The 23,610-nt window shown below is 53.7% G+C and carries 19 protein-coding genes and 1 pseudogene; all 20 read left to right on the plus strand.

Annotated elements, in window-relative coordinates; genetic code table 11:
* Nucleotides 1–2 precede the first annotated feature (2 nt).
* The 20 genes and pseudogenes from UCMB321_RS19475 to UCMB321_RS19570 all read left to right on the plus strand — a co-directional run bounded on the left by UCMB321_RS19475 (nt 3) and on the right by UCMB321_RS19570 (nt 23,547).
* Complete coding sequence (locus UCMB321_RS19475; RefSeq protein ID WP_040069993.1) at nt 3–1,226, plus strand: oligosaccharide flippase family protein; 1,224 nt, start codon at nt 3–5, stop codon at nt 1,224–1,226.
* A gap of 142 nt (nt 1,227–1,368) precedes the next feature.
* Nucleotides 1,369–2,553, plus strand: a complete 1,185-nt coding sequence (locus tag UCMB321_RS19480) for a hypothetical protein (protein WP_157016012.1) — start codon at nt 1,369–1,371, stop codon at nt 2,551–2,553.
* 34 nt (nt 2,554–2,587) lie between these two features.
* Nucleotides 2,588–4,513, plus strand: coding sequence for an asparagine synthase (glutamine-hydrolyzing) (asnB, locus tag UCMB321_RS19485; protein WP_040069997.1), 1,926 nt, complete (start codon nt 2,588–2,590; stop codon nt 4,511–4,513).
* Between the two features lie 24 nt (nt 4,514–4,537).
* Entirely contained in the window at nt 4,538–5,677 is a 1,140-nt protein-coding gene (locus UCMB321_RS30245) for a glycosyltransferase family 4 protein (protein ID WP_084615108.1), read from the plus strand.
* Between the two features lie 3 nt (nt 5,678–5,680).
* Nucleotides 5,681–6,925, plus strand: coding sequence for a glycosyltransferase family 4 protein (locus UCMB321_RS19495; RefSeq protein ID WP_040070000.1), 1,245 nt, complete (start codon nt 5,681–5,683; stop codon nt 6,923–6,925).
* Nucleotides 6,922–7,779 (plus strand): dTDP-4-dehydrorhamnose reductase family protein, encoded by an 858-nt coding sequence (locus UCMB321_RS19500; RefSeq protein WP_040070002.1) that lies wholly within the window; start codon nt 6,922–6,924, stop codon nt 7,777–7,779. Before UCMB321_RS19495 ends, UCMB321_RS19500 begins: the two co-directional genes overlap by 4 nt.
* 33 nt (nt 7,780–7,812) lie before the next feature.
* Nucleotides 7,813–8,823 (plus strand): nucleoside-diphosphate sugar epimerase/dehydratase, encoded by a 1,011-nt coding sequence (locus UCMB321_RS19505; RefSeq protein ID WP_040070004.1) that lies wholly within the window; start codon nt 7,813–7,815, stop codon nt 8,821–8,823.
* Nucleotides 8,816–9,943 (plus strand): non-hydrolyzing UDP-N-acetylglucosamine 2-epimerase, encoded by a 1,128-nt coding sequence (gene wecB, locus UCMB321_RS19510; RefSeq protein ID WP_040070006.1) that lies wholly within the window; start codon nt 8,816–8,818, stop codon nt 9,941–9,943. Before UCMB321_RS19505 ends, wecB begins: the two co-directional genes overlap by 8 nt.
* Before the next feature lie 20 nt (nt 9,944–9,963).
* Nucleotides 9,964–10,926, plus strand: coding sequence for a UDP-glucose 4-epimerase family protein (locus UCMB321_RS19515; RefSeq protein WP_040070008.1), 963 nt, complete (start codon nt 9,964–9,966; stop codon nt 10,924–10,926).
* A gap of 64 nt (nt 10,927–10,990) precedes the next feature.
* Nucleotides 10,991–12,016: an MraY family glycosyltransferase gene (locus UCMB321_RS19520; protein WP_040070010.1), complete on the plus strand. Its 1,026-nt coding sequence runs from the start codon at nt 10,991–10,993 to the stop codon at nt 12,014–12,016.
* A 103-nt stretch (nt 12,017–12,119) separates the two neighbouring features.
* The gene (locus UCMB321_RS19525; protein WP_040070012.1) at nt 12,120–14,114 is read left to right on the plus strand and encodes a polysaccharide biosynthesis protein; all 1,995 of its coding nucleotides are present in this window, start codon (nt 12,120–12,122) and stop codon (nt 14,112–14,114) included.
* Between the two features lie 894 nt (nt 14,115–15,008).
* Entirely contained in the window at nt 15,009–16,232 is a 1,224-nt protein-coding gene (locus UCMB321_RS19530) for a hypothetical protein (protein WP_040070014.1), read from the plus strand.
* On the plus strand, nt 16,229–16,921 hold the full coding sequence (locus tag UCMB321_RS19535) for a WbqC family protein (protein ID WP_040070015.1): 693 nt from the start codon (nt 16,229–16,231) through the stop codon (nt 16,919–16,921). The genes UCMB321_RS19530 and UCMB321_RS19535 overlap by 4 nt, the downstream gene beginning before the upstream one ends.
* Entirely contained in the window at nt 16,918–17,859 is a 942-nt protein-coding gene (locus tag UCMB321_RS19540; protein WP_040070016.1) for a glycosyltransferase family 2 protein, read from the plus strand. The genes UCMB321_RS19535 and UCMB321_RS19540 overlap by 4 nt, the downstream gene beginning before the upstream one ends.
* Nucleotides 17,856–18,518 (plus strand): acetyltransferase, encoded by a 663-nt coding sequence (locus UCMB321_RS19545; protein WP_040070018.1) that lies wholly within the window; start codon nt 17,856–17,858, stop codon nt 18,516–18,518. Before UCMB321_RS19540 ends, UCMB321_RS19545 begins: the two co-directional genes overlap by 4 nt.
* Before the next feature lie 30 nt (nt 18,519–18,548).
* Nucleotides 18,549–19,469: a glycoside hydrolase family protein gene (locus UCMB321_RS19550; protein ID WP_040070019.1), complete on the plus strand. Its 921-nt coding sequence runs from the start codon at nt 18,549–18,551 to the stop codon at nt 19,467–19,469.
* 5 nt (nt 19,470–19,474) lie between these two features.
* Entirely contained in the window at nt 19,475–19,885 is a 411-nt protein-coding gene (locus UCMB321_RS19555) for a GtrA family protein (RefSeq protein WP_040070020.1), read from the plus strand.
* A gap of 68 nt (nt 19,886–19,953) precedes the next feature.
* Nucleotides 19,954–20,802 (plus strand): class I SAM-dependent methyltransferase, encoded by an 849-nt coding sequence (locus UCMB321_RS19560; RefSeq protein WP_052451314.1) that lies wholly within the window; start codon nt 19,954–19,956, stop codon nt 20,800–20,802.
* Nucleotides 20,803–20,826: 24 nt separating this feature from the next.
* A complete protein-coding gene (rffA, locus tag UCMB321_RS19565) occupies nt 20,827–21,969 on the plus strand; it encodes a dTDP-4-amino-4,6-dideoxygalactose transaminase (protein WP_040070022.1) in 1,143 nt (380 codons plus the stop codon).
* Nucleotides 21,970–22,816: 847 nt separating this feature from the next.
* Nucleotides 22,817–23,547 (plus strand): annotated as a pseudogene (locus UCMB321_RS19570) (transposase family protein).
* The last annotated feature ends 63 nt before the right edge of the window (nt 23,548–23,610 follow it).

The following is a 23,610-nucleotide window of genomic DNA, read 5'->3' on the forward strand; positions in this document are numbered from 1 at the left end:
TGGTGATTAAAGAGATCTGCGCAATCACCGTTCTTGCAAACAAGCTTTGCATGTTTGTATTGTTGTTCAGTTTGGCAAGAATTTTAGGTGTCGAACTATACGGTGTGTTTTCTTACCATTACGCGATAGTCACAGGCATCGCAACGGTGGTAGGAGAGTGCTTGAGTGTGGCGTTGAGTCGTTATGCGGTCCTGAACGCAGAGGAAGTAAATTACAAGACTTCCTTGGGACTCATGTTATGGGGCGGTATCATTGTAGCTGCTCTCTGTGTCATCGTGTTTTTGATTTTTCCGGCGCCTGCTTCTTCTTACGGAATGAATCCTGGTTACTTACTGATCGGTGCATTTTTTCTAGGTTTCGCTTGTGTTTGTAATTTGACTATAACCGGGTTGATGTTTTCCCTTAACGCCTCGGGGAAATGGGCTGTTGCACTGGCGGCCCATGGTCTTCTTGGATTGTTGCTGGTAGTTTCCATTGCGAAGATTACAGGGCAAATAGAAGGGGTCATTCTGACTCTCGCGATTTGTACACTAATCGCGCCTGCATATGGATTCTTTACAATAAAGAAAAACCACTTCAGCCATGATGACAAGGGGGGGCGAGAGTCTTCTTTTTTTCGACAAATTGCGGCATTGCTTTCGCGCTCAGGGGCTCCGACTATTGCTGGTAGTATGCTACTCGGGGCACCTGTTCATATTGTTTGTCTAATGATATTTGCCAAATCGAGCTTGAATGTGTCGGAGGTTGGCTATTTTAGTCTGTTTTTCCTTTTTTATATCCTGGTCACTGTGTTGCCAAGCTCGCTGACATCCTATGCCATTGTAAAGCTGGCAGGACGCGGGAAGAGTGCTAGTAAGTTGTACTTGATGCTCGGGCTATCAATTTCAGTTTGCTTGCCTGTGTTCCTGGTGTTGTCGCAGAGCTATTGGCTGTGCCTGCTCGGTAGTAGGTTTTGCAGCAAAAATGATCTTCTGGCTTACGCAGTACTGGCGGGTGGCATAGGGCTTACGACTACAATCGTCACTCAAATATTGCACAGTAAAAACATGACCAGGGTTGTTTTTCTTGGTAGCTGTATTTATGCGTTTGTTTACTTGTTGCTGACAGTAGTTGCAGGGTTAAAAGGCAATATGTTGGCAGTCGATCTTTTCAGGTCCTTTGTTTTTGCGCTGGCAGCTCAAATTGCCGTGCTTGCGGTCCTGGGTGGTCGTAAGTTGGTGCAGTGATGAACATGTTGAACATGTGCGTTGGTGACACAAGGTGCATGGCTGAAAGTAATATTGGGGCCAGTATTGAGTCTGGCTTACGGTTCAGTTGCGTTATTTTTTTGGGTCAAGGTTAATGGTTATATTACTGGTTTCGACGTGCTTGCTGTTATTGCTTGTGCAATGCGCTCTGTGCCTGATATCAAAAAAATATCTCGTTGCGTTGTACGCCGTTTGCTATTCGGTGCCTTTTTTGGGGCTCGTCAGTTGCTTGTGGGGCGACACCATTAAACTTTGGCCTATTGGAGACTATGAATTTTATCTGGATGACATATTAGTATTCCGACTTTCGCTGGTCTGGTTTCTTGGTGTTGCTGGTGGACTCGTTGCTTATCTATTGTCATTGCTGGTGCCGCCCAGAAATTTGCACGTAGAGCGAAAAACATTTTTTTCTGCGTCGGACTTCAAGTTAGCAGGGTTCATTTTTATTGCGCTGTCCGTCTTCCTTATCAGCTTCAGGTTCGTGAACGCGGGCGCACTGCTTGAAATGTTCACGGGTATCGAGTCAGTGATAGTTTTTTCCATCATTGCGATCATTGCCTTGGCATTTTCCTACCCATCCAGATCGATGTTTTTTGTGTCTGTGGCTCTGGTGGTTTCTTATTCTATTGTCAACTCAATTGCGGGGAAACGTGATTTTGTTGTCGTGGTTGTCGCTTCGATTCTGGGGCTGTTGTTTCGCTATAATCAGTTTGTCAAGCTTAAAACTCTGTTGTCCGTTGCTGTATTCATGGCTTTTCTGCTCCTCAGCGGTGTTGTTGTTTCAATGACCCGAATGGATGTGCCCTTTACGTCGGATAATATTGCACAGTATTTCTTGTTCAACTCCTGGAATGCGATAATTTTACCGCTCGTTCAGCAGTTAACCAATTTTTGGGATGGGGAGCATCTGCGTTACGGCCAAACCTACCTCGATATGTTTCTTTCTTTGCCACCGTCACCTTTATATTCGGCTTTGGGTATGGAAAAACCCATTATGGTGGATAATCCTGCCTTCTGGTATTATATTACCGGGCTCGGTGGGATCCACGCTGCTGGCGTGGCTTTTGAGAATTTTGGACTGTTTGGTGTTTTCCTCAATGGATTCATCAGTGTCTGCTTCTGGCGGTTGATCGACTCGCGCTGCCGCGAGGATGATTTTTTGCGAATTTTCTTGTACATGCTGTGTGCTTCATCGGTTATGCACTCTGTTTGGTACGGCGAAATATACTTGCTGAACTCATTGGTTTTTTATGTGATGGCATTAGGATTATTCTTCACGATGAAGCTCGTTCGGGTTTTGAAGTGAGTTTTAATATTTTCATTGGATTGAGATAGTCGGTATGTGCGGAATTGCGGGAGTTGTCGGGTGGAAGCAGGATCAGCAAGGCGCCGTTGCCGTTGGCAAGATGGTGGATGCGCTGATACATCGTGGGCCCGACGATGGAGCAGTTTGGTCAGATGCCGATAGTGGAGTGTCGCTGGGACACCGGCGGCTTTCGATCCTGGAGCTCTCGGTACACGGCAGTCAGCCGATGATTTCCGATGATGAGCGGTATATTATTGTTTTCAATGGTGAAATCTACAATTTTAATGAGTTGCGCGAGAAGTTGATTGCGTCAGGGTTGACGCGCGTCTGGCGCGGGCACTCTGATACAGAAGTGTTGCTTGCAGCGCTCGGTGTGTGGGGGGTACAAAAAACCCTTGAAAACCTGGTGGGTATGTTTGCTTTTGCGGTTTGGGATAAAGTTTCCAGAACGATTACATTGGCACGAGACAGAATGGGAGAGAAACCACTTTACTACGGTATTGTGGGCAACCGTTTTGTCTTCTCCTCCGAGTTGAAGGCGATCAAGGCTGTATTTGGTAGCGATCTGCGAATTGATCGTCATGCGCTAGCCAAGTTTGTAAGATATGGTTACGTTCCGGCTCCGGAGTCCATCTATGAAGGCATTAAAAAGTTGGCGCCGGCACACTATTTGAGTGTCGGCTCGTTTTCTAGTGTGCTGGAACCCGTTTCCTACTGGTCGTTACCGCCAGCTGGCGAGTTGAAACACGAGCTTTCGCAGGCCAGCGATAAGGAAGTTGTGGATGTTGTCGGTCAAAGATTGTCTGCTGCAGTAAAATCGCAAATGATCGCCGATGTTCCACTTGGTGCGTTTTTGTCCGGTGGTGTCGATTCAAGCTTGATAGTGTCGTTGATGCAATCACAAAGCTCTGCCAGTATCAACACGTACACGATCGGGTTTAATGAGCCTGAGTTTGATGAAGCACCTTACGCCAAAGCTATTGCCAAGCACTTGGGGACTAACCATACCGAGTTTTATCTGCGTGCCGATGATGCTGTTTCAATAATTCCGCACCTGCCGGAAATATACGACGAGCCATTTGCTGACTCCTCGCAAATACCTACAATCCTGGTTTCCAGGATGACAAAACAGCATGTGTCCGTTGCCCTGTCCGGTGATGGTGGTGATGAGCTTTTTGCCGGATATCCCCGTTATCAGATTACTGCCGGGCTATGGGAGCGTATAAAAAAGCTGCCGTTGCCTGCGCGCCAGGTCATGGCTTATTCACTTCGTTCGCTCTCTTCCAAAGGGTGGGACAACGTCTGTTCGATTCTGCCGGGCAGCCTTCGAACCAAAGTCAATGGTCGACGTATCTACAGAATGTCCGAGCTGTTGGGCTCTGAAAGTCTGGCGCAGATGTATACTGGTTTGATGTCTCAGTGGCAGTCGACCGACAATGTGGTGCTGGGTGTCGATGCTCAACGGCACGACGTAATTTCCTGGGGGGCGGCAGTGGATTACGTCGAGGAAATGCGTCGCTGGGACGTCTCTCAGTATTTGCCTGACGATTTGCTGGTTAAAGTGGATCGTGGTGCGATGAGCGCAAGCCTGGAAACCCGCGCTCCATTGCTTGATCATCGGGTTGCGGAACTCGCGTTTTCCTTGTCGTCAGACCAACTGATAAAAAATGGTGTGGGAAAGTGGCCGCTTCGCGAGCTTCTTAAGCGATATGTTCCTACTTCTTTTTTTGACAGGCCGAAGGCGGGGTTCTCTATCCCATTGGCTCAATGGTTGCGAGGACCGCTGAAGGAGTGGGCAGAGGACCTGTTAACGGAGGAACGGCTGAAGAGAGAGGGCTACTTCGATTCTCAAAAAATCCGCTCGGCATGGCTCCAGCATCAGAACGGAACATACGATCGCAGTCTTCATTTGTGGAATATTCTAATGTTCCAATCCTGGCTCGATAAAAATAGCCACTAATTCAGATTGAGCAAAAGGTTTCCCATGAAGATAGTTTTCAATGCGCTCTCTGCCCGTCTTGGTGGAGGTCAGACATATCTGATTAATCTTTTTCAGTTCGTACCTGACAATGCAAATCTTGAGATTCTGGTTTTCGCCCCGGCGTCACTCAAACTGCCTGATCACCCGAGGATCAAACGGGTCGAACCGGCCTGGCCCACTGAAAACCCGATTGTGAGAGCCGTGTGGGAGCGGTGGGTGCTGCCCGGTATTTTGAAGGCTGAGAAAGCTGACGTATTGTTTTGTCCCGGCGGCGTAGTGGCGTCCTCTGCTCCAACAGGTTGCAAAGTTGCGACAATGTTTCGGAACATGATTCCATTTGATTTGCGAGTACGCAAAAGTATTCCACTTGGATTGCAGCGCCTGCGAAATTGGTTGTTGAATCGTATTATGCTCAAGAGCATGCGGGAAGCGGATCTGACGATATTCATCTCAAATTATGCGCGAAGTGTCATTGAGTCACTGACCAATATCAAGAATCCAGTTACGATTCCTCACGGAATCGGCTCGGTATTCAGGACACATGGCGATTCTGCTGTTCTTCGGCCGGATTTTTTACCCGCTGGAGAATATGTTTTATACGTGTCGCGATTTGATGTTTACAAGCATCATTATGAAGTGGTTAGTGCTTATGCGGAACTGCCAAAGGAACTTCGCGAAAAATTTCCATTGGTTCTTGTGGGCGAAACAAACCTGCCGGAGGCCGATCGAGTCAAGTCTCTAATTGCAACGCTAGGCCTTGAAGGCCAAGTACTGTTATTGGGCGCTATTCCCTATCAGATGCTTCCTCCACTTTATCATCACGCCTATCTAAATCTTTTTGCCTCATCGTGTGAAAACTGCCCTAATATTCTTCTCGAAGCGCTCGCTTCCGGAAGACCGATGATTTGCTCCAACGTAATGCCGATGCCGGAATTTGGAGCTGATGCAGCACTGTATTTTTCTCCGTTTGATTCAAAAGACATAAAAAGTGTGCTGTCTGAGGCGCTGACAAGCCCTGATACTTTGAAGGCGTTGTCCGTTGCGGCGGTGACGCAGAGCGATAAGTTTGACTGGGAAAAAACTTCAAAAAAAACATGGTCAGAGTTGCTGGCGTTGGCCGTGAGTCCCAAAAAAGGTGTTTGATAAATGAAGGTTCTTGTGGTGTCGCAATATTTTTGGCCAGAGTCTTTTATTATCAATGACCTGGTTAAAACTTTATCTGCCCAAGGCCACGTTGTAAAAATTCTTACCGGAAAGCCAAACTACCCGGATGGTGTAGTCTTTAATGGCTACAGTGCCTCCGGCACTCAGGAAGAAAAGTTCGAGTCCTCTGTCAGTGTTTTCCGTGCACCGCTCAGACCTCGTGGTACTTCTGGTGCAAAAAACCTCATATTGAACTATTTGTCATTTATCTTGAATGGCTTGAAGCACTACCCAGGCGCAGTGAAAGGGGATGCCTATGATGCGATTTTTGTGTTTGCTCCATCTCCAATTACCTCGGTTATTCCGGCGATTTACTTGAAGTGGAAACTCAAAAGCCATCTGGTTGTATGGGTCCAGGATCTCTGGCCAGAGAGCTTGAGTGCGACCGGGTTCATCAAGAACAAGGCAATATTGCGCGTTGTAGGCTGGCTGGTGAAAGGTATTTACGCCTTCGTCGATACGCTGCTTGTTCAATCGAGGGCGTTTCAAGGCCCGGTTGCCCGTTATTCCGATCCTGGCAAAGTTGTGTATTATCCCAACTCCTATCAGGACGCACCGCCGAGTGTCGAGGAGACCCGGATTTCCGAAGCCTTGCTCGCGGAACTTGACAATCATTTCTGTCTTGTTTTTGCCGGAAACCTGGGGACCGCACAATCGGTCGAGACCCTCGTTGAGGTAGCTGATAAGCTTCGCCATTTGTCGCAGGTCAGGATTGTACTGGTCGGTAGCGGCAGCATGTTGAGCTGGATCGAAAGCCAGAAGAAATCCCGCGGTTTGGACAACCTTATTCTTGCCGGACGCTTTGCGGCCACTGAAATGCCGCATTTTTTCAGTCGTGCGCAGGGATTGTTGGTGACGTTGAAGCAGGATGAGGCATTCTCCTATACCATCCCCAGTAAAGTCCAGGCTTACTTGGCAGCGGGGAGGCCGATTGTCGCCGCGCTGGATGGCGAGGGTACGCGTGTCATCCTGGAGGCCGGAGCCGGTTTGACCACTGCGGCGCAAGACGCCGAAGGAATGGCCCGCTGCATCGAGCAACTTTTTCACATGACTTCGGATGAACGGGAGTCGTTGGGACGGGCAGGTCGGGCGTACTACCTGGAGCATTTCGAAATGAAGCGGCAAAGCCAGCGTCTGGTCGAAATCCTCAGTAGCAGGATCAATGAATTGAAAGGTAGCTCAAAATGAAAGTTCTTGTGTTAGGGGTCACCGGAATGCTGGGTAGCACGGTGTTCAGGCAATTCCATGGAAACCCGCACTTCGAGGTGTGGGGCACTTTGCGCAATCCGGGTGGCGCAAGATACTTTTCTGAGGACATGCACGGTTCGTTGATCAGCAATGTCGACGTGCTTGACCAGGACTCGCTGGTTTCGGTGCTGGCACGGGTCAAGCCGAATGTCGTCGTCAACTGCGTCGGGCTCATCAAGCAATTGTCTGACGCTAAGGACCCCCTTTCCGCACTACCTATCAATGCCATGTTGCCGCATCGCATCGCCAAGTTGTGCGCGTTGTCCGGTTCCCGCTTGATTCATATCAGCACCGATTGTGTGTTTTCTGGCCGCAAAGGCATGTACACCGAGGAGGATATGTCCGATGCAGAGGACCTCTACGGTAAGTCCAAGTACATTGGTGAGCTTCACTCGGACCTGAATGCTATCACGCTGCGAACCTCCATCATTGGTCACGAACTGGGGAGCCAGTATTCGCTGGTGGACTGGTTCCTGTCTCAGGACGGGGCGGTCAAGGGTTATGAGAAAGCCATTTTTTCGGGGCTTCCTACCGTAGAGCTGGCACGCGTCATTCGCGACTACGTGATCCCGAATCCGCAGCTCAACGGCCTGTATCATGTTTCGGTGGCACCAATTGACAAGCTGTCTCTTCTGAAGCTGATAGCGGAAGTTTACGAAAAGAAAATCGATATCATCGCGGATAGTCAAGTGTCTATAGATCGCTCACTGAACTCGTCGAAATTTCAGGCAGCAACCGGTTACGTTCCACCTTCGTGGTTGGAATTGGTTAAATCGATGCGCGCGTTGCGTTGATCATTAAATTCAATAAAATTTTGGAAGGTAATTATGTTCGATAATAAGGTTTTGATGATCACCGGTGGCACAGGCTCGTTTGGCCACACGGTGTTGAAGCGTTTTCTGGATACCGATGTAAAAGAAATTCGCGTATTCAGTCGTGACGAAAAAAAGCAGGAAGACATGCGCATTGCTTTGTCGAATGACAAAGTGAAGTTCTATATCGGTGACGTACGTGATCGCGATAGCCTCGATCAGGCTATGGTGGGGGTGGATTACATTTTCCACGCCGCAGCGCTGAAACAGGTGCCTTCCTGCGAGTTTTACCCGATGGAGGCCGTGCGTACCAACGTCATGGGTACCGAAAACGTGTTGAATGCAGCCATTGCTTCGGGTGTGCAACGTGTTGTTGTACTGAGTACCGACAAGGCTGTTTACCCGATCAATGCCATGGGTATTTCCAAAGCCATGGCCGAGAAGCTGATGGTTGCCAAATCGCGGATGATTCCGGCGACGGGCCCGGTGATTTGCGCAACCCGCTACGGTAACGTCATGGCATCGCGCGGCTCGGTGATCCCGTTGTTCATCAATCAGCTGCAGAATGGCGAACCGCTGACCGTCACCGACCCGAACATGACACGTTTCCTGATGTCGCTCGAGGATTCTGTTGACCTGGTTCTGCATGCGTTCGAGCATGCCGAGCAAGGCGATATTTTCGTCCAGAAAGCACCTGCCTCGACAGTGGCGGACCTGGCGCAAGCGCTCAAAGAGCTGTTTGCTCGCGACAACGCCGTCAAGATCATCGGTACTCGCCACGGCGAAAAGCTTTACGAGTCGCTGATCTCCCGTGAAGAAATGGCCAAAGCCGAGGACATGGGGCGCTACTACCGTATTCCTTCGGATAATCGCGACCTTAACTACAAGAAGTTTTTTGTTGAAGGTGAACAAGAGATATCCGATCTCGACGACTACACCTCCCACAATACAGAACGCCTCGATGTAGAAGGCGTGAAGAAAGTTCTGTTGAATCTGGATTACATTCAGGAGCAACTTGATGCTTAAGGTCATGACGCTGGTTGGTACGCGACCAGAACTTATCAAGATGAGTCGCGTCATTGCCGAGCTCGATAAGCAGGTTAATCACGTGCTGGTTCACTCGGGTCAAAACTACGACTTCGAATTGAATCAGGTGTTTTTCGATGATCTCGAAATCCGTAAGCCTGATTACTTCCTGGGTGCCGCCGGCGATACCGCCGCCAAGACCATCGCCGAAGTGATTTCGAAGGCGGATGAAGTATTTGAGGCCGAAAAGCCTGATGCGCTTCTGCTCTACGGCGATACCAATACCTGTCTGGCCGTCATTGCCGCCAAGCGCCGCAAGATTCCGGTGTTCCACATGGAGGCCGGCAACCGTTGTTTTGATCAGCGCGTCCCTGAAGAACTGAATCGCAAGGTGCTCGATCACCTCAGCGATATCAATATGGTCCTGACCGAGCATGCCCGGCGTTACCTGATCGCTGAAGGGATTCGTCCTGAAACCATCATCAAGACCGGATCGCACATGGAAGAGGTGCTCGACTATTACATGCCGAAGATCCTCACTTCCGACGTGCTGGCGCGAGAAGGCCTGGAGCAGGACAAGTTCTTCATCATCAGCGCTCACCGTGAGGAAAACGTCGATACGCCGGACAACCTTCGCGACTTGCTCAACACGCTGCGAGCCCTGGCGGACAAGTACCAGTACCCGATTGTCGTTTCCACGCACCCTCGTACCCGCAAGCGTCTGGAAGCGATAGGTGAATCGCTGGATCACCCTCTGATTCGCTTCTCGAAGCCATTCGGTCTGCTCGACTACATCAAGTTGCAGATGTCGGCATTCTGCGTGCTGTCCGATAGCGGCACCATCACCGAGGAAGCCTCTCTTCTGAACTTGCCTGCCATTACCATTCGTAATGCGCACGAGCGTCCGGAGGGGATGGATGAAGGCACCCTGATCATGAGCGGCCTGAAAGTGGAGGGCGTTCTGGATGCCGTTCGTGTGGTGACCAGCCAGCATGATCGTACCCGGCGCGTTATCCCGGTCGTGAGGGATTACCAGGCAGGTCCTGTGTCGAAGCAGGTAGTTCGGGTCGTGTTGAGTTACACCGACTACATCAATCGTACTGTCTGGTCGAAATCCTGAGTGTCGTCGAGGTTTGAAAAATGCGTGTTTTATTGACAGGCGCTACGGGTTTCGTTGGTCGCGCGGTATTGGGTCGTCTGGCGGCTTCTGACGATCTGGAGCCGGTGGCAGCGATTCGTGGGCACGCCTTGCCTGACTGTCCATCGCGCGTTACTACCGTTCGAACCGCCGGGCTCAGTGCTGATACCGATTGGTCGCAGGCGCTGGATCAAGTGCAGGTTGTCATTCATGGCGCGGCACGCGTTCACGTCATGAATGACACCGAAACCGATCCGCTGGAGGCGTTTCGCAAGGTGAATGTCGAAGGCACGCTCAGCCTCGCTCGGCAAGCAGCCTCGTTGGGTGTTCGTCGCTTTGTGTTCATCAGTTCGATCAAGGTGAATGGCGAAGGTACGCCGCTCAATCAGCCTTACTTCGCCGACGCGACTCCCGCGCCTGGGGATCCGTATGGCATTTCGAAAATGGAGGCCGAGCAGGGGTTGCGCGAAATTGCGAGCGTCTCCGGGATGGAGGTGGTGATCATCCGTCCGGTGCTGGTTTACGGCCCGGGTGTGAGAGCCAACTTTCTGAACATGATGCGTTGGCTGGACAAGGGCATACCCTTGCCATTCGGGGCTATCCATAATCGGCGTAGCCTGGTCGCGCTCGAAAATCTTTCGGACTTGATCGTGACCTGCATCCGTCATCCGGCCGCCGCCAATCAGACTTTCCTCGTCAGTGATGGGGAGGACCTGTCCACGACGCAATTGTTGACGCGGATGGCACAGGCATTGGGTAAGCCTGCACGCTTGTTGCCTGTGCCGAGCGTGTTGCTTGAGCGGGGGGCGCAGCTTCTGGGCAAGCAGGCTTTGTCGCAACGGCTGTGCGGCTCGTTGCAGGTCGATATAAGCAAAACTCGAGAATTGTTGGGCTGGACTCCTCCAGTCAGCGTCGATGAGGCGCTTGTTTCGGCTGCCAACTACTACAAGGAAAGGCAGCGCTAAGCTGGCTTATGACAGTGCCGGTTCAATTGCAGAGTTGGTTTTGGCTGTTTCAGGAAGTTGACCTTTGAACACAATATGGTTGTTGGCGTTGGTGCTGGGTGTTTCATTCTTGGGCACAGGTGCATTGCGCAAATACGCGTTGGCACGCAGCTTGATCGATATTCCTAATGCGCGTAGTTCACATTCGGTCCCGACCCCTCGGGGTGGTGGTGTGGCTATCGTCCTGAGTTTTCTGATTGCGCTGCCTGTCCTGGCCTGGACAGATGCCGTCGCCTGGCCGATGGCGCTGGCTCTGCTGGGGGCAGGCGGCTGGATCGCGATCGTTGGTTTTCTCGACGACCATGGGCATATTGCCGCGCGTTGGCGCCTGCTTGCGCATTTCGCGGGTGCCATCTGGGCCTTGTTCTGGATGGGGGGGATGGCGCCGGTCAATCTGTTCGGTCACGAGTTCAGTCTCGGCTGGTTCGGTTATGTCATCGCAGCGTTCTATCTGGTCTGGATGCTCAACCTCTACAACTTCATGGATGGCATTGATGGCTTGGCCAGCGTCGAGGCGATTTGTGCCTGTGCCGGTGCTTGCCTGGTCTACTGGATTGAAGGCCACACCAGTCTTGCAATTGCTCCGCTGGTGCTGGCGATGGCTGTATTGGGTTTCCTTGTCTGGAATTTCCCGCCAGCGAAGATTTTCATGGGCGATGCCGGCAGTGGTTTTCTGGGCATCGTATTGGCGGTGATGTCGCTGTATGCGGCATGGACGAATCCACTGTTTCTCTGGGCCTGGCTCATTTTGTTGGGCGTCTTTATTGTGGATGCCACCTTTACCCTCATTCGTCGGCTATTGCGAGGGGACAAGGTCTATGAGGCCCATCGCAGTCATGGATACCAGTATGCTTCACGAAAATATGGCAGCCATCGGGCAGTCACGCTGGCAATAGCGGCGATCAATTTGTTGTGGTTAGTACCCGTGGCTATATTGGTCGTCATGCAATATCTCGATGGCGTGGCAGGATTGCTCCTGGCCTACGTGCCTCTGGTCTTGCTGGCTTTCAAGTTTCACGCGGGCGAGTTGGAAATCGCTGGCAAGGCGTGATGGACACATTGGTTTTTGAGTATTGCTTTGTCGGTAAATGAGCTACCAAAAGCTGTAGTTGCTGTATCAATGCTAGTAGCTTCTAGAGGTGTTTAGAGGGGTTATGGATAAGATTCGGGCAAGGTTGTTAAGTCTGCCAAGACGACATAAACGCATTCTGCAGGTCCTGACTGATATTTCGTTGGTCTGGTTTGCCCTGTGGATGGCGTTTGTTGTGCGACTTGGGGTGGACGAGTTAGTCAACCCGTTCACTCAGCACGTCTGGCTTTTTGTCAGTGCATCTGTCATCGCCATCCCTCTTTTCGTTCGCTTTGGCATGTACCGTGCGGTCATGCGGTACTTTGGAAATGACGCGCTCATTGCCATTATCAAGGCGGTGACACTATCGTCCTTGATACTTGGCGTTGTGGTGTACTGGTACAGCAATCATCAAAACGTCGTTCCTCGTTCGGTCATTTTCAACTATTGGTGGTTGAGCTTGATCATGATCGGCGGGCTGCGACTGGCCATGCGTCAGTATTTTATGGGCGACTGGTTCAGCGCTGCCCAGCACGTCCCGTTCACCAGTCGCGATGACGGTCTGCCGAAAGTGGCTATCTATGGCGCAGGTTCTGCGGGTAATCAACTCGTCGCGGCCTTACGGATGGGACGCGCCATGCGGCCTGTTGCTTTTATCGACGACGATAGCGGAATCGCCGACAGGGTGATCTCTGGACTGAAGGTGTATAAGCCCAAGCACATTCAGCAGATGATCGACTACACGGGCGCTCAGGAAATTCTCCTCGCCATTCCATCGTCCAACCGTGGACGCCGTCGTGAGATTCTAGGGTTTCTCGAAGGCTTTCCGTTGCACGTACGAAGTGTCCCAGGTTTCATGGATCTGGCCAGCGGTCGGGTCAAGGTCGACGATATCCAGGAAGTAGACATTGCCGACCTGCTCGGGCGTGACGCAGTCCCGGCCCAGGCTGACTTGCTCGAACATTGCATAACTGGGCAGTCCGTGTTGGTCACGGGCGCCGGGGGCTCCATTGGCTCAGAGCTTTGCCGACAGATTTTGGCGCTACGCCCGACAACGCTTCTACTGTTTGAACACAGTGAGTTCAATCTCTACTCTATCTTGTCCGAACTGGAGCAGCGGGTCGCTCGAGAGTCGCTGTCCATCCGTATTTTGCCGATTCTTGGGTCGGTTCGAAACCCGCACAAGTTGCTCGATGTCATGAAAACCTGGCGAGTAGACACGGTGTATCACGCCGCCGCCTACAAGCATGTCCCTATGGTCGAACACAACATTGCCGAAGGTGTACTCAACAATGTGATTGGCACGCTTAATACCGCGCAGGCCGCGCTCCAGGCTGGAGTGGCCAACTTTGTGCTGATTTCGACGGACAAGGCCGTGCGACCAACCAATGTGATGGGCAGCACCAAACGTCTTGCCGAGTTGACGTTGCAAGCGCTGAGTCGCGAATTGGCTCCGGTGTTGTTCGGTGATTCGAGCAGTGTTTCGCGCGTGAACAAAACGCGCTTCACAATGGTGCGGTTCGGTAACGTCCTGGGGTCTTCGGGTTCGGTCATTCCGTTGTTTCACAAACAGATCAAGTCAGGCGGTCCGCTGACTGTCACGCATCCGAAGATCACTCGATACTTCATGACCATCCCTGAAGCGGCGCAGCTGGTGATCCAGGCCGGCTCCATGGGGCAGGGCGGCGACGTTTTTGTCCTGGACATGGGCGAGCCCGTGAGGATCGTCGAGCTGGCCGAGAAGATGATCCATTTGTCCGGCCTGAGCGTTCGCTCGGAAAAAAATCTGCATGGCGACATCGCTATCGAGTTCACCGGGCTACGTCCAGGCGAGAAGCTCTACGAAGAGCTGCTGATCGGTGACAACGTCGCCGCCACCCAGCACCCGATGATCATGAGCGCCAATGAAGACCATCTGCCTTGGGAGGTGCTGAAGGGCAAGCTGACGGAATTGCTGTCTGCCATTGAGCGGGATGATTATTCGCGGGTCCGCCAGCTCCTGCGGGACACGGTCAGCGGTTACGCTCCGGACGGAGAGATTGTCGATTTGATCTACCAGCAGCGTCGTCTTGAGCCCTGATTGTTAGTAAGCGCTCCATGAAGACCACATTCCAAGCCGATATTTGATGGCCGATGCTGCGCTCCCGAATTCTTTCTGGAGCCTGTTGCCATGATGCGACCCGATGCAAAAGTCGAAAATCTATGGTCACCCCCTTTTTTTGCAACACTGATCAATGACGGTGAGTTGGCTTGCCTAAATCTATCCGGCGTCTAGTTGGAGCACGCGCTGCCCTGGTCGAGCTGGACATCAAGGTGGCGGTGTTCGACCCCGTGTTTTTCATCTTTCTCAACAAGCCCCGCAACCGAGTGAAGACTTGTATTGGAAGCGCAACGGCTTCTGCCTTTACGGCCATTGGGTTGGACTAGGAGGTAGAGGCTATCGCCGTCGAAAAGCTTGTAGGTGCGGTCTGTAGGTTTGCCAGGTGGCAAGCGGTTGGAGTCCACCAGTTTCTGGCGGAAACCGATGGCGCGTCTAAACGAAAAAACCGCCAGAAGACTGTTTTTTCAGGGAGGGTCAGAGATTTTGAAAGCCTTCTCTGGAACCTTGGGTGGTGCGGCACCAGGAATCGACCCCGGGACCTACTGATTACAAGCGACTTGTCATTCGAGCGCCTGCCATTAAAGACTAATCGCCTCGAAAGACTGTTGCTGCCTGCGCGCGCGGTTGGCAGCTTCGCCAACACCCGCCCACGACTAAAAAGCACGATGAGTCAATTCGCCATTCTCTATGAGGAGTGCTTCACCAGGCCGTATATCTAGATTATGATTGCGCCGCCGCCTCACCGTAATTACCTCGTTTGGCAGCAAATGCCGCGTTGGGCCTCCCGCACTGGCACCAATTATCCCAAGCGTATTGTGAATACTAGAAAAGATGATCTTTATAAGAAATAACAAGCTTTTCTCCTGTTTATACTTGCTGGCGGTCGTCATAACCATCGGTTTGGTGTACTCACTGGGCTTCGGGGTAGCGGCAAGCCAGATTGCGACCGAGCCCGAGCGCCTGAGAAGCTACACGTTCCCCATCTGGGAGCAACACGCTTTTTCGCAGCACGGTTTCCTCGTCTTCTATTCGATGGAGAACTACGCAAATAAGATCGCGTATTCCAACCACGCCACGGCTTATCTGTTCTACATGTACGCCCTCTATAAAGTAGAAATGTATGTGCATGCATTGCCGATGAGAGTGACAGGGGCTTTCCTGAACATCATTTCGCTGGCTGGTGTTACGTTCTTTTTTCTGTCCCGTCTGGTGGAAAAGCGCCTGACATTCGGTCAGGGACTGCTGATTCTGTTATCGGTCGTATTCATGGTATCGATGCCTGGATTCTGGATTTCTTCGGCCAGATTCAACGTCGACAACACGTTCCCATTGATATTTGCGTTCCAAGCGATGGCTGCGTTCTTGATCTGGAAAAATCAGGAACGGTCCGGAACGGTCATGACAGTGATCGTGTGTTTTGCCGTGTTTTCTCCGATCTCGGCGGCGTTGCTGGGCGTCGCCTTGCTGGTTTGGGCATGCCGCAGCGACGGTCTCGACAGACGGATGTGTCGTCTGGCATTGGTGGCCCTCGTTGCGGCCGTTGCCTTCTATCTGCCGTCCCCTCTGATATCGAAGGCACTGGGTTTCACCTCGTCCAACAGCGGCTGGCTGTTTCGCGCTGGCCTGGATGGCGACACCACTTATTTCACCAACGTCGTGAAGTCGGTACTTGATCCACAGTTCCCGCGGCCAATTCCAACCATTGCCGTGCCGATCCTGTTCCTGGTAGCCCAGTTGGCCTGTTTCCGCATGATCAAACGGCGTGAACCTGCCGGCGTTGCGGCACCGACGGGAACCTCCCCGCTGGCCGGCATCAGCCTGTTCTACTACCTGCTTTTTTCGCAGTATGTGATGAGCAGCCTGCTGTGGCCGCAGGCCATTGCCATTCATCCGTACCTGTATGACTACCTGCTGATGGCACCGGTTTTCGTTGCCATTGTTCTGAATTTTGCGTTCAAACCTTCACCGGCTGCGTTGCGTTTCTGGGCGCTGGCGCTGTTGTTCTGCATTTCATTCCATTTCCAGCAGGTCGCGCAGGCAAAATGCCAGGGGTGTTACTACCCGGCCGCCTGGGACGCGAGCAGCAAGCAGCCATGAAGACCGTCGCCATTCTCCAGTCGAACTACATACCCTGGAAGGGCTATTTCGACATGATCGCTGCCGTCGATGAGTTCATCCTCTACGACGACATGCAGTTCACCAAGAACGACTGGCGCAATCGCAACCTGATCAAGACGCCGCAAGGCGTCCAATGGCTCAGCGTGCCTGTCGGGCAAGGCATCAGTCGCCGCATTCGCGATGTCGAACTGGCGCCTGCCTGGCAAGCCAAGCACTGGAAAACGTTGCAGAGCAACTATCGGCGAGCGCCTTTCTTCGATGAGGTCGCCCAGTGGCTCGAGCCGCTCTATCTGGTGGAGACCCACACGGGGCTGTCGGCGATGAACCGGAAGTTCATGGAAGCGATTTGCCGATACATCGGTATTGAAACCCGAATTACGAATTGCTGGGACTATATGTCTACCGGCGACAAAACCCGGACTGCCCGCCTGGTGGACCTTTGTCAGCAGGCCGGTGCGACGCACTACCTGTCGGGGCCGGCGGCAAAGGACTACATTGAGGCGCCGCTGTTCGACGCCGCTGGCATTGCGCTGCAATGGTTCGATTACGCCGGCTTCCCCGAGTATCCGCAACTCTGGGGGGAATTCACCCATGGCGTCACCGTCCTGGATCTGCTGTTCAATTGCGGCAAAGACGCGCACCGTTACATGAGGCATGTCAAAGCATGAAGCTGTCCATTGTCGCTACGCTTTTCCGCTCGGCCAAGTTCGTCGAGGAGTTCCATCTCCGTGCAAGCCAGGCGGCACAACAACTGGTCGGAGACGATTACGAGATCGTACTGGTCAACGACGGCTCACCGGACTCAAGCCTGGAACTGGCCGTCCAGTTGAGCGAAGCCGATCACCACGTGGTGGTCGTCGATCTCTCGCGCAACTTCGGCCACCACAAGGCCATGATGACGGGCCTGCGACATGCCTGCGGTGAACGTGTCTTCCTGCTCGATAGCGACCTGGAGGAAGATCCGGCATGGTTGCTCTCGTTCAGCGAGCAGATGGAGCGCGAAAAGGCCGATGTGGTCTACGGTGTCCAGCAACAGCGAAAAGGCAAGCACTTTGAGCGCTGGACCGGGCAGGTGTTCTACAAACTCTTCCGTTTCCTCAGCGGGCTGGATATGCCCGACAATATCGTCGTCGCCAGGCTGATGTCGCGCCGCTATGTGGACGCGCTGATTCAGCACGACGAACGCGAGTTGTTCATGGCGGGTCTGTGGGTCATCACCGGCTTCGATCAGCGTGCGCAGGCCATCGTCAAGCGCAGTCGTGACGAGACGACCTACACGCTGGGAAAGAAAGTGGCGCAACTGGTCAATTCGATTACTGCCTTCAGCAGTGCACCGCTGGTGGGAATCTTCGGCGTGGGCTGCGCGATCTTCCTGCTGTCGGCCGCCTACACGAGCTTTCTCATCATCAACTGGCTGCTCCTGGCGAACCCACCCAGCGGCTATACGTCGCTGATGGCTTCGATCTGGCTGCTCGGCGGTCTGATCATCGCATTCGTCGGCGTGGTCGGGATTTATCTCGCCAAGATCTACTCCGAAGTCAAACAGAGGCCCTACACTATCGTCCGGAACGTCTACCGTCAGGCTGAGGCGCGGAGCATCGAATGAAAAAACTGATTATTTTTGGTCTCACCGACGCCGCCGAGCTCGCACTCTATTATTTTTCCAACGACTCCGACTATGAGGTCGAGGCGTTTGCTGTCGATCCCGCCTACATGCCGGCCGACAAGAGCTTCAAGGGATTTCCGGTGGTGGCATTCGATGAAGTCACCCAAATCTACCCACCAGACCGGTATGTCTTTTTCGTCGCGCTCGGCTATTCCAAGCTCAACCAGATCCGCAAGGAAAAATATCTGGCAGTCAAGGCGCTGGGCTACGAAATGGTCAGCTACATCAGTTCGCGAGCCTCGGTGCTGACAGAGGACATCGGCGAGAACTGCTTCATCCTGGAAGACAATACCGTTCAGCCCTTCGTGCGCATCGGCAACAACGTGACCCTGTGGAGCGGTAATCACGTGGGGCATCATTCGCGTATCGAGGACCACTGTTTCCTGGCCTCGCACATCGTCGTATCCGGCCGTGTGACGATCGGGGAAAGCTGTTTTCTCGGCGTCAACGCGACCCTTCGCGATCACGTCACCATCGGCGAGAAATGCATCATCGGCGCCGGCGCCCTGATTCTTGGAGATGCCGCTGCTGAAGGTGTGTACATCGGACAAGCCACCGAACGGTCGCGCGTGCCGAGTACCCGCGTCAGGAACATCTGAAGAACATCATCATTGGCGTGAAGACATCCCATGTGGAAAAAACTAGGCAAGATATTCTGCGCAGAAGGGCAGAGCGATTGGTTGTACTCTCACGCGATGATTCCCATTGCTGAGCAGGTGAACGGCGACCTGTATCGCATCTATTTCTCATCGCGTGACAAGAATAATCGCGGACATGGCGGCTACCTCGAGATCGACATGCGGGACCCGACCAAGGTCTTGCGCGTCCATCCGGATCCAGTCCTTGAACCGGGCGACCTCGGATGTTTCGACGACAGTGGCGCCTTGCCCAATTCGATCGTCAACGTCGGTGGCCGCAAGCTGCTGTACTACACCGGGATCAACCTGGGCGTGACGGTGAAGATCCGCAATTCCATCGGCCTGGCCGAATGGAACGAGTCCACTCAGCGCTTCGAGCGGCTGTTCCGCGGCCCCGTCATCGACCGCACCCGCGATCTTCCTCACTTCGTCGCCACCCCCGAGGTGCAGTTCGAGGCCGGACGATTCAGGGCCTGGTTCACCTCCTGTGTGCGATGGGAGCAAGGCCCTTCGGAAGCGAAGCACTTCTATCATCTCGAGTATGCTGAGTCCGCCGACGGGATCGATTGGGAGCGCAACGGCACGGTTGCCATCGAGTTCCGTGACGAACACGAGTACGCCCTGGGTGTGCCACGCGTGCTCAAGGATGGGGACATGTACCGGATGTGGTTCTGTTCCCGGGCCACGAAGGACTGCCCCACCTACCGGATCCGCTACGCGACCTCGTCCGATGGCGTGCAATGGACGCGACACGATGAGCAGGTGGGAATCGACGTATCGGAATCGGGTTGGGATTCGGAGATGATCTGCTACCCGTTCGTCTTCGATCATGCCGGTCGACGCTACATGCTTTATAACGGCAACGGCTATGGCAAGACGGGTTTCGGGATTGCCGTCTGGGGAGATGAGTGATTCCAATGCAGCGCTGGCGGCCCGTGATCAGGCCCATTCTCCGTTACGCAGTCGTCGGCGTCGCCTGCAATGCCATTGGTTATGCAGCCTACCTGGCATTGACGTGGTTGGGCATCCCATTCAAGCTGGCCATGAGCTTCCTGTACGTGCTTGGCATCTGCATCAGCTTCCTGGGCAACCGCAACTGGGCGTTCGAGCATCGCGGCAACGTCGTGGGGACGGCATGGCGCTTCGGCCTGGCGCACGCAGCCGGCTATTTGCTTAACCTGGCCTTGCTGACGGTGTTCGTCGACAGGCTGGGATATCCTCATCAGTGGGTCCAGGCCGCTGCCATTTTCGTTGTAGGAGGTTTCTTGTTCGTCCTCTTCAAGCTATTCGTCTTTCGTCATGGCCAACCGGATGGGAATCAGGTGTGAAGATCTGTTCTCAATGCGAGACGCCGTACGCCTCGGAGCAATGGACATGCGTCCAGTGTGGACATCAGGTGGCTCGAAAGAACGGTTTTGCTGCGTTTGCGCCAGAACTCGAGGACAAGCAGGAGGGCTTCAAGGCCGACTTCTACGAGACCTACGCGCATCTTGAAAGCGGCCATTTCTGGTTCCGGGCGCGTGGCAAGTTGATTACATGGGCGCTGAAGAAATATGCGCCGCGCATGCGTTCATTTCTGGAAATCGGGTGCGGTACCGGCTTCATTCTGAGTCGGGTCGCCGTGGCGTTTCCGAAGGCCAGGTTGCTTGGCAGCGAGATGTTCTCGACCGGGCTGAAGTTTGCCTCCTCTCGCTTGCCCGGTGCGGAGTTTGTGCAGATGGATGCGCGCGATATTCCTTACATTGACGAGTTCGAAGCGATTGGCGCGTTCGATGTCATCGAGCACATCGAGGCGGATGCCGTGGTGCTCCAGCAGATGCACCGTGCCTTGAAGCCCGGGGGAATCATGCTGTTGACCGTGCCCCAGCATCAGTGGCTGTGGAGCCAGGTGGATGAATATTCCTGCCACGTGCGGCGCTACGATGCCGCCGACCTGCATCGCAAGGTGGAAGAGGCGGGGTTTTCCGTCGTGCGCAGCACATCGTTCGTCTCGTTACTGCTGCCGGCGATGATGATTTCACGCGGTGCCAAGAAGCAACAGCGGGGCGATACGAGCGAGACCGCCGAATTAGAGGTACCCAAGGCGCTCAATGTGCTGTTTGGTTTCGTGATGTGGCTGGAGTGTTTGCTCATCAAGGTGGGAGTGAGTTTTCCGGTCGGTGCTTCCAGGTTGCTTGTCGTCCGGAAAAAGAGTGGATGCCCCCCCACTTTGCATAACGACGTGAGTCTAGTTCGACCCGATTAAAATTTGCGTGCGAAGGCTCAAATGATGGAAGACAAAACGATCCAGTTCAATCGCCCCTACATGACGGGGAAAGAGCTTTATTACATTGCTGAAGCCAAGTTCGGCAATATCCTCGCCGGCGATGGCCCGTTCACCAAGCGGTGCCATGAGTGGTTGACCGAACGTACCGGTTCGAGCAAGGTCTTGCTGACCCACTCCTGCACGGCAGCGCTGGAAATGTCCGCGTTGTTGTTGGACATCCAGCCGGGCGACGAGGTCATCATGCCCTCGTTCACGTTCGTTTCCACGGCCAATGCCTTCGTTTTGCGCGGCGGCGTTCCCGTGTTCGTCGATATCCGTCCAGATACCCTGAACCTGGATGAGACGCTGATCGAGGCGGCCATCACGCCGCGCACCAAGGCAATCGTGCCGGTTCATTATGCGGGCGTGAGTTGCGAGATGGATACGATCATGGAGATCGCCCAGCGTCACAACCTGAAGGTGGTCGAGGATGCGGCGCAGGGGGTCATGGCCGCTTACAAGGGCCGGCCTCTGGGCAGTATCGGGGACTTCGGCGCCTTCAGCTTCCATGAAACCAAGAACGTCATTTCGGGCGAGGGCGGCGCATTGCTCGTCAATGATCCTGCGTATGTGTTACGCGCAGAAATCATCCGCGAAAAAGGCACTGACCGTAGCCGTTTCTTCCGCGGCGAGGTCGACAAATACACTTGGCAGGAAGTCGGGTCGTCATTCCTTCCAGGCGACGTGACTGCCGCGTTTCTCTGGGCGCAGTTGGAAGAGGCCGAACACATCACGCAGGCGCGGCTTGCCATCTGGCAGCGGTATCACGAATTGCTGGCGCCGCTGGAAACCAGCGGGGCACTGCGCCGCCCTATCGTGCCAGCCGACTGCCAGCACAACGCGCACATGTACTACGTGCTGCTGCCCGCAGACGTGCCGCGACAACCGGTGCTCGATGGCCTCAAGCGAGAGGGAATCAATTCGGTCTTCCATTACGTGCCCCTGCACTCCTCGCCGGCTGGCCAGCGTTACGGCCGTGTCCATGGCGCCATGGACAACACGGTGAGCCTCTCGGAACGCTTGCTGCGACTGCCGCTGTGGGTAGGTATGTCGGTCGAGCAGCAGGAACGTGTGGTGGAGGTCTTGCGGGACGAACTGTGTCGCTGATCCGACAAGCACTCTTGCCTGAGTTCGGCGCGATCCCGAGTCCGAGCTTTATCGCAGCAGCTTTCTGCTCGGCGCGTTCTTTGTAGCCAAGAAGGCCAAGCACTCGGCCAGTGTGCGTGCTTGTCCCGTGGAAACCGCCTCGGGCATGTTGGTGCATCGTGTGATTGAAGGGCAGGCCAGCGATACGACTGACTGCCTGGTGGATTTGTGACACGAGTGGCCATTTCAAGTAGAGCAAATCACAATCGTATCCACCGAAAGCGAGCGCTTTCCAGGTCTTCCGGATAGAAGTATGGGGGGATTACACAAATCTCTACATAGCTCGATCACCGAAGAGTTCAAACATCGATGGACCAGCCACCTCGACTAGGTAAGCCGGCTGCTGAACGGGAATGTAGCCTCGACAACCTTGCGTTTGAACGCTAAAGGGAAGTTTGGGCGGCGACCGGGGCGACGGGCTGGGGCAACGGTATCCAAGATAGTGTCCACTAAAAAATGGTGCCCACTATCTTGGCCGATTTGGAGGGCTGTCAGGAGAGGGTGCTGGCCGGACGGTTGCGGAGCTCTCGTCCCTCCCCTGCGCGAATTTTTCCGGGTGACGCAGGAAGTGGTTTTCTAGACAGGGTATTAAGCGTATTTTCGCTACAGCTACAGGCGGTCTTGCATGGCACGAGCCTGTTTCGGGGGGATTCTGATCGGGGTCTTCGTCGTGGGTGCGACGTTCACATTGATAAGGCGATTTTTGCAGCGTGCAAGGGTCTATGAAGCGCACTGTAGCTACGTGTACTAGATGTTCAGTCCCGGAAAGTCATGGTGCATCCTTGACCCCTCAGAAGGAGGATGCATTTTGGAAGGACGTGTCCATGGCTCAGCCCGAACGACGCCGCGAATTAGAGCCGAGCTCCAAGCGTCGCAAGAGTCGAATCGAAAGCTTGCCACTCGCTACAGATTGAACGTGAAAACTGTTGCCAAGTGGCGAGCTCGCTCAACAACCCAAGACTCACGAATGGGGCCTGCCAAGCCCAGTAGTGCTTGCCTCACAGTGTCGGAAGAGGCAATGGTGGTCGACTTCCGCCGTCGCACGATGCTGCCGTTGGACGACATGCTGGGGCATCTCCACGAGAGCCTTCCCCAACTGAGTCACAGCGCCCTGCACCGGTGCCTGGTTCGTCATGGCATCAGCCAACGACCCAGCACCACCAACGCAACCAAGCGTGGAAAATTTTCACCCGTTGAGATGGGTTATCTGCACATCGATAGTTCCGAGCTACGCCTGGAGCATGGCAAACGGCATTTGTTCGTCACTATCGATCGAGTCACCAAATTCACCTATGTGGCTTTTTACGATGCGGCGACGAAACGCAATGGCGCCGTTTTTTTGCGGGAAGTCGTTGATGCCTTTCCGTACAAAATTCATACGGTGCTGACTGATAACGGAGCTGCGTTTACTGAGCAGCCAGACATCTGAAGGCGCTGAGGTGGCGAACGCCCTTCAGGGTGATCTGCGAAGCCTGGACTCTGACTCCAGAACGTTTCAAGATCAATCCGCACCACCTCATTCCGGGACCGCACACCTAGTGTTCAGCACGTCAATTAGGTACGCATTCAATCGTCACATTGGGGAGGGGCGATTGGCCGATT

Origin of the sequence: Pseudomonas batumici (assembly GCF_000820515.1) — a bacterium.
Lineage (GTDB): Bacteria > Pseudomonadota > Gammaproteobacteria > Pseudomonadales > Pseudomonadaceae > Aquipseudomonas > Aquipseudomonas batumici.